This window comes from Achromobacter sp. UMC46, assembly GCF_014170335.1.
Classification (GTDB): Bacteria; Pseudomonadota; Gammaproteobacteria; order Burkholderiales; family Burkholderiaceae_B; genus Achromobacter.
In genome coordinates, this window is the sequence record NZ_LZZS01000035.1 from 202,134 (window position 1) to 216,293 (window position 14,160).

General features: G+C 66.4%; 11 protein-coding genes. 6 read left to right on the forward strand and 5 right to left on the reverse strand.

Annotated features, from left to right (window positions below; translation table 11 throughout):
* Positions 1 to 26 precede the first annotated feature (26 nt).
* Positions 27 to 1,250 (reverse strand): lytic murein transglycosylase, encoded by a 1,224-nt coding sequence (locus A9973_RS24835; RefSeq protein WP_183016297.1) that lies wholly within the window; start codon positions 1,248 to 1,250, stop codon positions 27 to 29.
* A 51-nt stretch (positions 1,251 to 1,301) separates the two neighbouring features.
* Positions 1,302 to 2,126, reverse strand: a complete 825-nt coding sequence (locus A9973_RS24840) for a ferritin-like domain-containing protein (protein WP_183016298.1) — start codon at positions 2,124 to 2,126, stop codon at positions 1,302 to 1,304.
* A 97-nt stretch (positions 2,127 to 2,223) separates the two neighbouring features.
* Between A9973_RS24840 and A9973_RS24845 the strand changes: the two genes are divergently transcribed.
* Positions 2,224 to 3,354: a GNAT family N-acetyltransferase gene (locus tag A9973_RS24845; RefSeq protein ID WP_183016299.1), complete on the forward strand. Its 1,131-nt coding sequence runs from the start codon at positions 2,224 to 2,226 to the stop codon at positions 3,352 to 3,354.
* Between the two features lie 33 nt (positions 3,355 to 3,387).
* Here A9973_RS24845 and A9973_RS24850 read toward each other — a convergent pair whose 3' ends face one another.
* Both A9973_RS24850 and A9973_RS24855 read right to left on the reverse strand, forming a co-directional pair.
* Positions 3,388 to 3,858, reverse strand: a complete 471-nt coding sequence (locus A9973_RS24850; RefSeq protein WP_183016300.1) for a DUF1854 domain-containing protein — start codon at positions 3,856 to 3,858, stop codon at positions 3,388 to 3,390.
* Positions 3,859 to 3,879: 21 nt separating this feature from the next.
* Positions 3,880 to 6,165, reverse strand: coding sequence for an ABC transporter ATP-binding protein (locus tag A9973_RS24855; RefSeq protein ID WP_183016301.1), 2,286 nt, complete (start codon positions 6,163 to 6,165; stop codon positions 3,880 to 3,882).
* Positions 6,166 to 6,435: 270 nt separating this feature from the next.
* Between A9973_RS24855 and cphA (A9973_RS24860) the strand changes: the two genes are divergently transcribed.
* The 5 genes from cphA (A9973_RS24860) (at position 6,436) to A9973_RS24880 (ending at position 13,106) form a co-directional block, all read left to right on the forward strand.
* Complete coding sequence (gene cphA, locus A9973_RS24860) at positions 6,436 to 9,051, forward strand: cyanophycin synthetase (protein ID WP_183016302.1); 2,616 nt, start codon at positions 6,436 to 6,438, stop codon at positions 9,049 to 9,051.
* A gap of 14 nt (positions 9,052 to 9,065) precedes the next feature.
* Positions 9,066 to 11,636, forward strand: coding sequence for a cyanophycin synthetase (gene cphA / locus A9973_RS24865; RefSeq protein WP_183016303.1), 2,571 nt, complete (start codon positions 9,066 to 9,068; stop codon positions 11,634 to 11,636).
* Positions 11,637 to 12,263: 627 nt separating this feature from the next.
* Positions 12,264 to 12,464, forward strand: a complete 201-nt coding sequence (locus tag A9973_RS24870; RefSeq protein ID WP_006218180.1) for a CsbD family protein — start codon at positions 12,264 to 12,266, stop codon at positions 12,462 to 12,464.
* Between the two features lie 45 nt (positions 12,465 to 12,509).
* On the forward strand, positions 12,510 to 12,674 hold the full coding sequence (locus tag A9973_RS24875; RefSeq protein ID WP_183016304.1) for a DUF1328 domain-containing protein: 165 nt from the start codon (positions 12,510 to 12,512) through the stop codon (positions 12,672 to 12,674).
* Positions 12,675 to 12,767: 93 nt separating this feature from the next.
* Positions 12,768 to 13,106 (forward strand): BON domain-containing protein, encoded by a 339-nt coding sequence (locus A9973_RS24880; protein ID WP_183016305.1) that lies wholly within the window; start codon positions 12,768 to 12,770, stop codon positions 13,104 to 13,106.
* A 95-nt stretch (positions 13,107 to 13,201) separates the two neighbouring features.
* Here the strand turns inward: A9973_RS24880 and A9973_RS24885 are convergent, their stop codons facing one another.
* Positions 13,202 to 14,074 carry a PhzF family phenazine biosynthesis protein gene (locus tag A9973_RS24885; protein ID WP_183016306.1) on the reverse strand — a complete coding sequence of 291 codons (873 nt, stop codon included), beginning with the start codon at positions 14,072 to 14,074 and terminating at the stop codon, positions 13,202 to 13,204.
* Positions 14,075 to 14,160 lie beyond the last annotated feature (86 nt).

Here is a 14,160-nt window from a genome sequence, read left to right on the forward strand (position 1 = left end):
TGCAAAACTTGTAAATCTCAGTCGGGTCAGCCCGGCGTCTTGGCCGCCGCCGACGCCTTCAAGGCCTTCAGCGCCTTCTGCCCCGCACGGCCGTCGGCCGGCAAGCCCAGTTCACGTTGCGCCGCCTGCAGGGCCTGCCGCGTGCGGGTGCCGATCATGCCATCGGGTTCGCCGACGTCATAGCCTTTGGCAATCAACAAGCGTTGCAGCTCGCGCCGTTCCGCCCGCGACAGTCCGGGATCATCCGTCGGCCAAGCCTGCGCCAGCGGGCCGCCGCCGCGCAGCCGGTCGGACAGATGGGCGATCGCCAGCGCGTAGCTTTCTGCCGCGTTGTACGAATACAGGGCGTCGAAATTGCGCGTGACCAGGAAGGCCGGGCCATTGCGCCCCGCCGGCAGCAACAGGCCGGCCGGCGTGTCGCCGCCGGTCAAGGGCTGCCCATCCGCCCGCGTCACGCCCTGCCTGGCCCACGACGACATCGGCCGCTTGTTCTTGCGGCCCGAGCCCGCCGTGTCCAGGCCGGCGGGAAGCCTGACCTCGTAGCCCCACGCCAGCGCCGGATTCCAGCCGGCGCGTTTCAGGAAATTGGCGGTGGAGGCCAGCGCATCCGGCACGCTGTCGACCAGGTCGCGCCGGCCGTCGCCATCGAAATCCACGGCCAGCCGCAGATAGGTGGACGGCATGAACTGGGTCTGCCCGAACGCGCCGGCCCAGGATCCGACCAGCCGGTCGGGTGCAATGTGCTCATCCTGGATGATCTTCAAGGTGGCGAAGAATTCACCGCGGAAATACGCTTGCCGGCGCCCGAAGCAGGACAGCGTGGACAGCGACGTCAGCAGCGGTCGGCCACCCAGCGTGCGGCCGAAGTTGCTTTCCACGCCCCACACGGCCGCGATGGTCGCCGGGTCCACGCCGTAGCGCGACGCCGCGCGGTCCAGCTCGGCCTGCCAACGCGCCATGCCGGCCTGCCCGTCCGCCACGCGTTCATCATCGACCAGCCCGGCCATGTAATCCCAGATCGGCGTCTTGAATTCGGGCTGGGCGTCCAGCAGGCCGATCACGGCCATGTCCGGGGCCAAGCCCGACGTATGCGTATCGAAAGTCGCGCCCGACACGCCCGCCTTGAGCGCGGGGCCGCGCAGCTGCGACAGGCAGGCCGCAAAGGAATCTGCCGCCTGCGCGGTCTGGGCGGCGCCCGTCAGCAGCGTCAGGGCGGCGCCGGAAAGCGCGGTGGCGAGCAGGGACTTCATGTTCGGTTTTCCTTAAGGTGGGCGGTGCGGGGCAAATGAAGGCGGACCGGATCAGCCTGCTTGCAACGCGGCCAGTTCATCATCGTCGAAACCTGCGGCGCGGCGCGCCTCCAGGTTGAAGGGGCCGCGCAGCCGGGGCGCGTCATAGCGCAGCGCCAGTTCGGCATAACAGGCCACGGGTTCCCGGCCCGCTTCGGCGCACAACCGCTTGAACCAATAATTGCCGATGGCCACGTGGCCGATCTCGTCGCGCAGAATGATGTCGACGATGGCCGCACTTTCCGCGTCCCCCGCCCCAGCCAGCTTGTTGCGGATCATGGGCGAGGCGTCCAGGCCCCTCGCCTCAAGCGTGCGCGGCACCAGCGCCAGGCGCGCCAGCAGATCGCCGCGCGTGCGTTCGGCCATGTCCCACAGGCCGTTGTGCGCCGGGAAATCGCCATAGGCGAAACCCAGCGCGAGCAGCCGCTGGCGCAGCAGCTCGAAGTGATAGGCCTCTTCGCGGGCGACGCGCAGCCAGTCGCGGTAGAAGGCGTCGGGCATGCCGGCAAAGCGCCAAAGAATGTCCAGCGCCAGATTGACCGCATTGAATTCGATGTGGGCCAGCGCATGCAGCAGCGCCGCGCGCCCTTCCTGGGTGGCCATCGACCGGTGCTTGACCTGTGCGGGCGCGACCAGCTCGGGCCGCGCCGGGTGGCCGGGCAAGCCGGCGGGCGCCGCGAAGTCCCGCTGGCAGTCCAGCGGCACGGTGTCAGCGATGGCGCGTACCGCCGCCATTTTCTCGGGCCATTCCAAAGCGGCCAAGGCCGCTAGCGCTTGTGCGCGCAGGCAGTCCGGACCCGGCCGTTCCTGGCTGGACGGGATCGTGTTGCTGTCCATGATGATTGCTAACCCCAGGCGGCGTGGCGCCGCTTCAAACCCTGAAAAAACCCACGGTTTCAGTACCGTGCATTGACGATGACTTTATCATTCACGGATGGATTCCCTGCGCCTGACCATTGAAACCGACCTGTCCCGCATCGACGCCCCGCAATGGGATGCGCTGGCCGGCGACCAGCCCTTTCTGCGGCACGCCTTCCTGTGCGCCCTGCATGAGACCGGCTGCGCGTCCCCCACCACGGGCTGGGCGCCGCATTACCTGGCGCTGTGGCGCGGCGACGCGTTGGCCGCGGCCACGCCGCTCTACCTGAAATCGCATTCGCGCGGCGAGTACGTGTTCGACTACGCCTGGGCCGACGCGTTCCAGCGCCACGGCATGCGCTACTACCCCAAGCTGTTGTCGGCCATCCCCTACACCCCGGTGACGGGGCCGCGCCTGCTGGCATCCAACGACGAAGACCGCGCCACGCTCGCGCGCGGCCTGGTCGCCTTCGCCGAAGAGATCAAGGTGTCGTCGCTGCATCTGCTGTTTCCGTCGGATGCCGACATGCGGGTACTGCGCGACGCCGGCTTCATGATCCGCGAAAGCGTGCAGTTCCATTGGACCAACGCCGGCTATGCGGACTTCGACGCGTTCCTGGCGCAGATGAGCCACGACAAGCGCAAGAAGATCCGGCAAGACCGGAAGAAGGTCGCGGCGGCCGGCTTGTCGTACCGCTGGCTGCGCGGCGGCGAGATCGGCGACGCAGAGCTCGGTTTCTTCTACGACTGTTATTGCCGCACCTATTTCCAGCACGGCAACCCGCCCTATCTGAACCGCGATTTCTTCGTGCGCGCGCACCGCGAACAGCCGGACGCCTTCGTGCTGATCCTGGCCGAACGCTGCGGCGAACCGGTAGCGGCGGCGTTGAACCTGACGGGCGGCGACGCGCTCTACGGCCGCTATTGGGGCGCGACGGAATATGTGCCGGGGCTGCATTTCGAGACCTGCTACCTGCAATCGATCGCGTACTGCATCGCGCACGGCATCGCCCGTTTCGAAGGCGGCGCGCAGGGTGAGCACAAGATGGCGCGCGGGCTGCTGCCCACGCCGACGTGGTCGGCGCATTGGGTCGCCCATCCCGGATTCGCCGAGGCGATCCAGAACTTCCTGGACGAAGAGACGTCGGCCGTGACGGATTATCTGGGCGAACTGGAAGGCCACACGCCGTTCAAGCGCAGCGAGTAGCGGACACCGAACGGTGACCGGCGCGTAGCGAATCTACAGGAAGCGGTCGAGCATCTTGCGGCTGTGCTTGTCCAGCGACAGGATGTCGCGCACCAGATAGAAGATGCCGTGGCTGTCGGCGATCAGTAGCGTCTGCGGGCTGAGCCGGCGGATGTCTTCTTCGCCGCGCAGGACGAAGGATGTCGGGCCACGGTCCGTTTCCACCTTCCAGGTGCTGGGCGTGGCGTACGTGGACACGCTGGCCAGCTTGCGGATCTCGGGCATGAATTCCCGGCCCGCCAGCTCTTCTTCGATCAGCGCGCGCGGCCCATCCGGCACATCGGACAGGTGTTCAATCCACAGCAGCTCGTGGCCGTCGCTGGTCACCAGCGACAGGCCGCGGCCCGCTTCGCTGATCGGGAACGCGCGCACCGGGATGACCCCTTCGTGCGTCTCGCCGTCGGCGGATACATATTCCAGACGCCCGAAGGCGTTGCGGCGCAGCTGAAAGGTCGGCAACGTCATGACGATAATCCCGGTTCCGCGTCAGGCCACGGCGGCCATGTCTTCGCTGCCCGACGCCTGCGCGTCGGCTTCCGCCTGGCGCGCCTGCGCCTGGTAGAGGCGATAGTAGGCGCCCTCGCGGGCCATCAGTTCTTCGTGCGGCCCCTGCTCCACGATCTGGCCGCGGTCCAGCACGACCAGGCGGTCGGCCTTGCGCAGCGTGCTCAGGCGGTGGGCAATGGCGATGGTGGTGCGGCCGCGCACCAGATTGTCCAGCGCCTTCTGGATTTCCTTTTCGGTCGTGGTGTCCACCGACGACGTGGCTTCGTCCAGGATCAGGATGCGCGGATCGATCAGCAGCGCGCGCGCGATCGAAATGCGCTGGCGTTCGCCGCCCGACAGGGCCTGGCCGCGTTCGCCCACCAGCGAGTCGTAACCGTGCGGCAAACGCAGGATGAACTCGTGCGCATGGGCGGCGCGGGCCGCGGCCACGATCTCGTCGCGCGTCGCGTCCGGCTTGCCGTAGGCGATGTTCTCGGCGATGGTGCCAAAGAACAGGAACGGCTCTTGCAGCACCAGCCCGATGTTGCGGCGGTAGTCCGCCACGCGTACCGAACGGATGTCGGCGCCGTCCACCAGCACCGCGCCTTCGGACACGTCATAGAAGCGGCAGATCAGGTTGATCAGCGTGCTCTTGCCTGAACCGCTGTGCCCCACCAGGCCGATCATTTCGCCCGGGGCGATGGTCAGGTCCAGCCCGCGGATGACCTGGCGGTTGCCATAGCGGAAACCGACGTCGCGCAGTTCGATGCGGCCGTTGATGTGCGGCAGCTTGGCCGGATTCTGCGGTTCCGGCACGCTGGAGACATGGTCCAGGATGTCGAAAATGCGCTTGGCGCCGGCCGCCGCCTTTTGCGTGACCGAGACGATGCGGCTCATCGAATCCAGGCGCATGTAGAAGCGCCCGATATACGCCAGGAACGCGGCCAGCACGCCGACGGTGATCTGCTTTTGCGAGACCTGCCAGATACCGAAGATCCACACCACCAGCAGGCCCACTTCCGTCAGCAGCGTGACGGTGGGCGAAAACAGCGACCAGGTCGTGTTCACGCGGTCGTTGACTTCCAGGTTGCGGTTGTTGGCTTCGCGGAACCGCGCGACTTCGCGCTTTTCCTGGGCGAATGCCTTCACCACGCGGATGCCCGGAATGGTGTCGGCCAGCACGTTGGTGATCTCGGACCAGATGCGGTCCACCTTCTCGAAGCCATGGCGCAGGCGGTCGCGCACCGCGTGGATCATCCAGATGATGAACGGCAGCGGCACCAGCGTGACCAGCGCCAGCCACGGGTTGATCGTCACCAGGATCACCGCCGTCATGACGATCATCAGGATGTCGTTGGCGAAATCCAGCAGGTGCAGCGACAGGAACACGCAGATGCGGTCGGTTTCGCTGCCGATGCGAGAAATCAGGTCGCCCGTGCGCTTGCCGCCGAAATACTCCAGCGATAGCTGCTGCAGGTGTTCATAGGTGGTCGTGCGCAGGTCGGCCCCGATGCGTTCACTGACCCAGGCCAGGATGTAGGTCCGGGCCCAGCCCAGCCCCCAGGCAAGAAAGGCCGACGCCAGCAGGCCGCTCAGGTACAGGCGGACCTTGCTGTAGTCGATGGGCGCGCCGTTCTGGAACGGGATCAGCACATCGTCCATCAGCGGCATGGTCAGGTACGGCGGCACCAGCGTGGCGGCCGTGCCCAGCAGCGTCAGGATGAAGCCGGCCAGCAACGGGCCGCGGTACGGGCGCGCGAACCGCCACAGGCGCAGCAGCGCCCAGGTCGAGGACGGCGCAGCCTGATCCTGGTGACAGGCGGGGCATTCTTCCTCGCCGGCGGGAATAACGTTATTGCAATTGGTGCAGGTGCGTTCGGCCTGCTCTTCTTCCGGCAGGCCGGACAGGCGGATCGCCTGCTGCGCTTCGAACTGGGCCAGTAGGCGCAGCGCGGCCGGATTGCGGGCCAGCGTGAAGCGCCAGACCGCCAGGCGGGCGGTATCGTCGTGCAGCTCCAGCACGGCGGCGCCGGCATGGTCGGTCAGATTCAGCGTTAATTGGGGGCCATAGACCCACGAGTCCCAACCGTTATCGTCGGAATTGCGGGCCAACAAGCGCCGGTCAGTGGCTGCGATCAGCCCCGGTTGGAACTTCAGCCGCTGATCCAGGTCTATTTCAACCCAGGCCAGCAGGCTTTCGCCCTCCGCCAATTCAGCGCGGATTTCGTCCCGCCAGCGGGCAGGAAAGGCATCGGCAAGGCCGGAAAGCAGGTGTGGTTTTTTCATTGGAACGCATACCGGGCCAGGACTCTGCCCTACTAGGCGGCAACCGGTCTGCCACCCACGGCGGCAAACGTGTCCCTTCCTTACAACACAACGAGTTCACGCCTTGAAGGCGTCGTATAGTATCAGCCGATTTTTCTAATTAGGAATATCTGGGATCCCCCACTCGTTGGCATTATTCTTAAGGCGTATCCCCATAAATTCGCCAATAAATTCGCGGTCTTGCATAGGGGCGTCCGCGCGTGCCAACCTGCTTCTCAAGTAAATTAAAACATGAAAAAGAAAGACATTGAATTTCTCGATGTCGTGGCTTTGCGCGGCCCGAACATTTGGACGTATCGCCCGGTCCTTGAAGCATGGGTGGATATTGGTGAATTGGAGGACTTTCCGTCCAACACCATTCCCGGGTTCTACGAGCGCCTTTCCAGCTGGCTGCCGACCCTGATCGAACACCGTTGCAGCCCCGGCGTACGCGGCGGCTTCCTGGCCCGCCTGAAAGAAGGCACCTGGCCCGGCCACATTCTTGAACATGTCACCCTGGAATTACAGAACCTGGCCGGCTTGCGCGGCGGTTTCGGCAAGGCCCGGGAAACCTCGACCCGCGGCGTCTATAAGGTCGTCGTGCGCGCGTGGCAGGAACAAGTGACCCGCACCGCCCTGAACGAAGCGCGCGACCTGGTCATGGCGGCCATCGAAGACCGCCCGTTCGACGTGCCCGCCACCATCGCCCGCCTGCGCAGCCTGGTGGACAAGCACTGCCTGGGCCCCAGCACGGCTTGCATCGTGGATGCCGCCGACGACCGCGACATCCCCTACATCCGCCTGTTCGAGGGCAACCTCGTGCAATTCGGCTACGGTTCGGCCCAGCGCCGGATCTGGACGGCTGAAACCGACCGCACCAGCGCCATCGCCGAAGGGATCTCGCGCGACAAGGACCTGACCAAGGAGCTGCTGTCGACTTGCGGCGTGCCGGTGCCGGAAGGCCGTCTGGTGCGCAGCGAGGACGACGCCTGGGAAGCCGCCGAAGACATCGGCCTGCCCGTCGTGGTCAAGCCCTACGACGGCAACCACGGACGCGGCGTATTCACCAACCTGACGACCCGCGACGAAGTCGTTTCCGCCTACCGCGTGGCGGTGGACGAAGGCAGCGGCGTGATCGTCGAGCGCTTCGTGCTGGGCAACGAACACCGCCTGCTGGTGGTGGGCAACCGCATGGTGGCCGCCGCCGCCGGCGAATTGGCCTGGGTGACGGGCGACGGCAAGTCCACCATCACCGCGCTGATCGACAGCCAGATCAACACCGACCCGCGCCGCGGCCGCACCGAGAACCATCCGCTGAATCCGGTGCGCCTGGATTCCGCTGCCCGGCTCGAGATCGCGCGCCAGGGGCTGTCCGAAGACAGCGTTCCCGACGACGGCCAGCGCGTGCTGGTGCAGCGCAGCGGCAATGTCGCCTTCGACGTCACCGACCGCGTGCATCCCAGCATCGCCGCCACCGTGACGCTGGCCGCCCGCGTGGTGGGCCTGGACATCGCCGGCGTCGACCTCGTGGCCGAAGACATCTCCCGCCCGCTGGCGGAGCAACGCGGCGCCATCGTGGAAGTCAACGCCGGCCCGGGCCTGCTGATGCACCTGAAGCCGGCCGACGGCACGCCGCGCCCCGTGGGCCGCGCCATCGTCGACCACCTGTTCCCCGAAGGCGACGCCGGCCGCATCCCCATCGTGGGCGTCACCGGCACCAACGGCAAGACGGTCGTGGCGCGCCTGGTGGCCCGCCTGCTGCACCTGTCGGGCAAGCGCACCGGCCTGGCCTGCAGCGAAGGGCTCTACCTGGACCGCCGCCTGGTGCAAAAGGGCGATCGCGCCGACTTCGCGTCCGGCACCCGCCTGCTGATGAACCGCAACGTGGATGCCGCCGTCATCGAAAACGACAGCGGCGTCATCCTGGGCCAGGGGCTGGCCTATGACCGCTGCCAGGTAGGCGTGGTCACCAACATCGACGACGCCGACCATCTGGGCGACTTCGATATCAACGAAACGGAGCGCATGTTCAATGTGTTCCGCACGCAGGTCGACGTGGTCCTGCCCACCGGCGCCGCAGTGCTCAACGCCCGTGACCCGCGCGTGGTGGAAATGGCCGAACTGTGCGACGGCGCCGTGATCTTCTTCGGCATCGACCCCGCCCTGCCCGCCATCGCCGACCATCTGCAACAGGACGGCCGCGCGGTGTTCGTGCGCGACGGCAGCATCATCCTTGCGCAAGGCGCCCGCGAAGAACGGCTGGCCGACGTGGCCGCGATCCCGTTGACGCATGGCGGCCGCGTGGCCTTCCAGGTTGAAAACGTGCTGGCCGCGGTGGGTTCGGCCTGGGCGCTGGACATTCCCGTGGAACTGATCCGCGCCGGCATCGAGACCTTCGACATCGACCAGGCCGACGCGCCGTGGCAATTCACGCTGTTCGAGCGCAACGGCGGCACCGTCGTGGTGGACGACGTGCACAACGCCTCGGCGTTGCGCCCGCTGATCGCCGCCATCGACCAGTTCCCGTCGGCGACCCGCGCCGTGGTCTATTCCGCCGGCGCCGACCGCCGCGACGCGGACCTGATCGAGCAGGGCCGCCTGCTGGGCGACGCGTTCGACCGCGTCGTGCTCTACGACGACAAGACGGTCGCCAGCAAGCGCCCCGACGGCCAGGCGCGCGCGCTGCTGCGCCAGGGCCTGTCGCAAGGCAGCCGCGTGAAAGACATCCAGGACGAGCCCGACCATGGCAAGGCCATCGAGAGCGTGCTGAACGGCATTGCAGCCGGCGACTTCGCCCTGCTGCAATCCGACGAAGCATTCTCCGGCCCCACCATCGATCTGGTCCGCCGCTGGATTCAACAATACTGACAGGAATACCTGCCATGGAAGTTTCCCGTATCCGAGCCCTGCGCGGCCCCAATCTGTGGAGCAAGAACACCGCGATCGAGGCCATCGTGTCCTGCGCCGACGCCGAGTGCTCCATCGACAATCTGCCCGAGTTCGAAGCCCGCCTGCGCGCGCGGCTGCCGCAGATCGGCCTGATGCGCCCGGAAGGCCATCAAGGCGCCCTGTCCATCGCCCACGTCTTGCAGATCGTCGCGTTGACGATGCAGGCGCACGCCGGCTGCCCCGTCACCTTCGGGCGCACCTCGTCCACCATCGAGCCTGGCGTGTTCCAGGTGGTGGTCGAATACAGCGAAGAGGAAGTCGGCAAGCTGGCGATGGAGCTTGCGCAAGCGCTGGTGCGCGCCGCGCTGGACGACACGCCATTCGACTTCGCCGACGCGCTCAAGCGCCTGCGCGAACTGGACGAAGACGTGCGCCTGGGGCCCAGCACGGGCTCGATCGTGAACGCCGCCGTCGCCCGCAGCATCCCCTACCGCCGCCTGACCCAGGGCAGCATGGTGCAGTTCGGCTGGGGCAGCAAGCAGCGCCGCATCCAGGCCGCCGAAACCGACCAGACCAGCGCCATCTCCGAATCGATCGCGCAGGACAAGGACCTGACCAAGATGCTGCTGGACGCCGCCGGCGTTCCGGTGCCGATGGGCCGTTCCGTGACCACGGCGGAAGATGCCTGGGAAGCGGCACAAGAGCTGGGCGGCCCCGTGGTGGTCAAGCCGCGCGACGGCAGCCAGGGGCGCGGCGTGGCCGTGAACATCGAAACGCGCGAACGCGTGATCCAGGCGTTCGAAGTAGCCGAAGAGATCAGCTCGGAAGTGATCGTCGAACGCTACATCCCCGGCCACGACTTCCGCCTGCTGGTGGTGGGCGGCGCGCTGGTCGCGGCATCGCGCCGCGATCCGCCTCAAGTGACGGGCGACGGCCAGCACACCATCCGCGAACTGGTGGATCAGGTCAATGCCGACCCGTTGCGCGGCGATGGCCACGCCACGTCGCTGACCAAGATCCGCTTCGACGACATCGCTTTGGCGACACTGAAGAAGCAGGGTTTCGACGCCGATTCCGTGCCGCCCCCGGGCACCCTGATCTTCCTGCGCAACAACGCCAACCTCAGCACCGGCGGCTCGGCCACCGACGTGACCGATGAGGTGCATCCCGAAATGGCGGCGCGCGCCGTGTCCGCGGCCCGCATGATCGGCCTGGACATCTGCGGCGTCGACGTCGTAGCCGAAAGCGTGCACTACCCGCTGGAAGAACAGCACGGCGGCGTGGTGGAAGTGAATGCCGCACCCGGCTTGCGCATGCACCTGAACCCGTCGTTCGGCAAGGGCCGCGCGGTGGGCGACGCCATCATCGCCAACATGTATGCGGACGGCGACGACGGCCGCATTCCGGTGGTGGCCGTTGCCGGCACCAATGGCAAGACGACGACGGTGCGCCTGACCGCCCATCTGCTGGGCACGGCCGGCAACCGCGTCGGCATGACGAATTCCGATGGCGTCTACGTGGACAACCTGCGCATCGACACGGGCGACTGCAGCGGTCCGCGCAGCGCCCGCAGCGTACTCATGCACCCCGACGTGGACGCCGCGGTGTTCGAGACGGCGCGTGGCGGCATCTTGCGCGAAGGCCTGGCGTTCGACCGCTGCAACGTGGCCATTGTCACCAACATCGGCATGGGCGACCACCTGGGCCTGGGCTACATCAGCACGGTGGAAGACCTGGCCGTGGTCAAGCGCGTCATCGTGCAGCACGTGCACCCGTCAGGCACCGCGGTGCTGAACGCCGCCGACCCCATCGTGGCCGAAATGGCCGCGAGCTGCCCGGGTTCGATCACCTACTTCGCCGAAGACCGCAACCATCCCGTGCTGGCCACCCATCGCGCGCAGGGCTTGCGCTCGGTCTACCGCGACGGCGACGCGATCGTCGCGGCGCAAGGCGCGGAAGAAGTCCGCCTGCCGCTGGCCGGCATCCCGCTTACGCGCAACGGCGCGATCACGTTCCAGGTCGAAAACGCCATGGCCTCGATCGCCGCCGCCTGGGCGTTGAACCTGGACTGGGACATCATCCGCCGCGGCCTGGCCACCTTCGTCAACGATGCCCAGACCGCGCCCGGACGCTTCAATGTGTTCGACCATCGTGGCGCCACGGTGATCGCGGACTACGGCCACAATCCCGACGCGATCCTGGCGCTGGTGCGCGCGGTGGACGCCATGCCCGCCAAGCGCCGTTCGGTGGTCATCAGCGGGGCGGGCGACCGCCGCGATGAAGACATCCGCATGCAGACCGAGATCCTCGGCGCCGCGTTCGACGACGTGCTGCTGTACCAGGACCAATGCCAACGCGGCCGTGCCGATGGCGAAGTGCTGGCGCTGCTGCAGGAAGGCCTGGTCGGCGCGCCGCGCACGACGCACATCGAAGAGATCCACGGCGAGTTCCTGGCGATCGACACGGCGCTCGGACGCCTGACGGCCGGCGACCTGTGCCTGATCCTGGTCGACCAGGTGGAAGAGGCGCTGGACCACATCGCCCGCCGCATCGCCGAAGGCTGATCCGTCCGCGGTTCACGACGGCCACAGTAACGAGAAACGGGGCGCTCTGGCGCCCCGTTTCTCGTTACTGCCGTTGTTCTCGCTGCAGCATGACCGCCGTTGCGGCCCTGCCATGCCTTATCGCGTCAACCGTGGGAGGCCTCCACGGGCGCCGTCGCCTGGTACCGATCCGTCACGTGGGTGCACCCCACAGCCGCCATGGCGGCCAGCGTCAGCAAGATAGCGCTGCAAAGTCGTTGCGTCATGCGTGCCCCTCTCCCATTCCTGTTGGTGAACCGCGCAGCGGGTTCCGCCACGACTATACCGGGGCTCGTCCGCGACAGCCAGCGCAGCCCGGGCGCGCCAATCCTGCGCCTGCCCCGCACCTCCCGTTACCTGCCCCGATCAAAAGGGGACAAAACATTGCGGAAATGTAACTCCCCTGCCTAGTACGCCTGATCGCCCGGCCCGTCTGAGAATGGCGCGAATATTGCGCTTTGCACCGTTACATTTACCCACAGCCAGGTTTGACAGGCCCCCTGCCGGACTCGTACGGTAGGGGCTAGCTGATCAGTGTCCAACTCAACCGCGATTGCAGGACTTATAGGCCATAAGCCTTGTGTCGCACGCAGACAGAGAGAGGTCACCATGAATAACGACATCATCGCCGGCAAGTGGAAGCAACTGACCGGCAAGGCCAAAGCGGCCTGGGGTGAACTCACCGACGACGAGTTGACCCGTACCGAAGGCAACGCCGAGCGCTTGGCTGGCTTGATCCAGGAACGCTATGGCAAGACCAAGGATGAAGCGCAAAAGGAAGTCCGGGATTTCTTCGACCGCAATCCCTGATTCCCGCCACCGCCTTGATCGGTCGAAACCACTGGAGAAGCTGACATGTTGCACTACGCCGTAGTTTTCTTCGTCATCGCGATCATCGCGGCGGTTCTCGGCTTCGGCGGCATTGCCGCCGGGGCTGCGGGTATCGCCAAGGTCCTGTTCTTCGTATTCCTGGTGCTGGCGCTCTTGTCCATCTTGAGCGGCGCCCTGAAGAAGAAATAGGAAACGTTGATAAAACGCGTACCCCAAAGCACTAGCAAAATCCGCGTCGTCTCGGGACGACGCGCCGAACACTGGATTTAAAGGAGCACAACTATGGAAATTCGTAAGCTGATCGCCGCCGCCGCACTGGGAACGGGCGCTGTCTTCACTTCCATGGCTTTTGCGGCCGATGACGGCAAACCCAAGCAATCGGTGGGCGAATACGCCTCCGACGCGACCGTGACCACCAAGGTCAAGGCCGCCATCGTCGCCGACAAGCAACTGAGCGCCCTGGACATCGCCGTGGAAACCAACAACGGCGTGGCCACGCTGACCGGTTCGGTGGGCACTTCCGCTGAAGCCGATCACGCCGCCACCGTGACGCGCGGCGTGGAAGGCGTCAAGCAGGTCATGAACAACATCAAGGTCGACCCGGCCAAGAACAAGAAGTAACGCGGATATCGTTTCCGACTGAGGCCTAGAGAGCCCTGCGGCGCCTGTGAATCACACAGGCGCCGCTTTCGTTTCGGCGTCCGTTTCGGCACGCCCTAGATCGTGACCGTGCCCCGCCCGATCTCCAGCGCCCGGCCGCCGACCTGGATGCGGCCATCGGCCAGCACATCCAGCAGCAATCGGCACGGCCGGCCCATCTGGTCGCCCTGCTCGACCAGGATGCTGGCCGGCAACGCACGCTTCTTGTGGACCAGCCAGCCCCCCAAGTTGGCGCAAGCCGACCCCGTGCCCGCATCCTCATCCACGCCGCCGCCCGCCTTGGCGAAGAAGTAGCGGGCCACCACCACCTGACGCGCGTCCTGCACCCGCCCTTCGTCGAAGGCGAATACATACAGTGTCTTGCGGCCCAGGCTGCTGGTCTGCCAGCGGTGCAGTTTCGAGCCGTCGGGGGCCGCGCGGCGCACGGCCTCGACGCTGGCCAGCGGCACCAGCAACTGATCGGCCCCGGTATCCACCCAGATCGGGTCACCCAGCAGGTCGTCGGCTTGCAGCCCGACCAGGCCGGCGATTTCGGCGCGGTCCAGTTCCGGTTGCGCCGTGCGCACGCCATCGGGGCACGGCGCCGTGAAGGTCCAGGCATCGCCGCGGGCCTGGACCGGCACCACGCCGGCCTTGAACTCGAGCGTCAGCGCGTCACCGGTTTGGCGCAGGTCGCGCACGACTTGCGAGGTGCCGATGGTGGGATGGCCCGCGAACTTCATCTCGTAGCCGGGCGTGAAGATGCGCACGCGCGCATCCGCGCGGTCGGACGGCAGGATGAAGGTGGTTTCGGAAAGGTTGAACTGCGCCGCCAGGTTCAGCATGGTGGCGTCGTCCATGCCGCGCGCGTCTTCAAAGACGCACAGCTGGTTGCCGCTGAACGGCGTGGACGCGAAAACGTTGAGCAGGCGAAACGCGTAAGAAGTCATGAAGGGGCGTGTGGAGGAAGGCCGCCGGCCAGTCCGGCGAGGCCTTCCAATGTATCGCAGCGCCCGGCTTCAGGCCATCAAGCAGT

Coding starts and splice junctions, on each gene's coding strand:
- cphA (WP_183016303.1), top strand. CDS start 9,066: ATGGAAGTTTCCCGTATCCGAGCCCTGCGCGGCCCCAATCTGTGGAGC.
- A9973_RS24840 (WP_183016298.1), bottom strand. CDS start 2,126: ATGGACAGCAACACGATCCCGTCCAGCCAGGAACGGCCGGGTCCGGAC.
- A9973_RS24855 (WP_183016301.1), bottom strand. CDS start 6,165: ATGAAAAAACCACACCTGCTTTCCGGCCTTGCCGATGCCTTTCCTGCC.
- A9973_RS24870 (WP_006218180.1), top strand. CDS start 12,264: ATGAATAACGACATCATCGCCGGCAAGTGGAAGCAACTGACCGGCAAG.
- A9973_RS24875 (WP_183016304.1), top strand. CDS start 12,510: ATGTTGCACTACGCCGTAGTTTTCTTCGTCATCGCGATCATCGCGGCG.
- A9973_RS24845 (WP_183016299.1), top strand. CDS start 2,224: ATGGATTCCCTGCGCCTGACCATTGAAACCGACCTGTCCCGCATCGAC.
- A9973_RS24850 (WP_183016300.1), bottom strand. CDS start 3,858: ATGACGTTGCCGACCTTTCAGCTGCGCCGCAACGCCTTCGGGCGTCTG.
- A9973_RS24880 (WP_183016305.1), top strand. CDS start 12,768: ATGGAAATTCGTAAGCTGATCGCCGCCGCCGCACTGGGAACGGGCGCT.
- cphA (WP_183016302.1), top strand. CDS start 6,436: ATGAAAAAGAAAGACATTGAATTTCTCGATGTCGTGGCTTTGCGCGGC.
- A9973_RS24885 (WP_183016306.1), bottom strand. CDS start 14,074: ATGACTTCTTACGCGTTTCGCCTGCTCAACGTTTTCGCGTCCACGCCG.
- A9973_RS24835 (WP_183016297.1), bottom strand. CDS start 1,250: ATGAAGTCCCTGCTCGCCACCGCGCTTTCCGGCGCCGCCCTGACGCTG.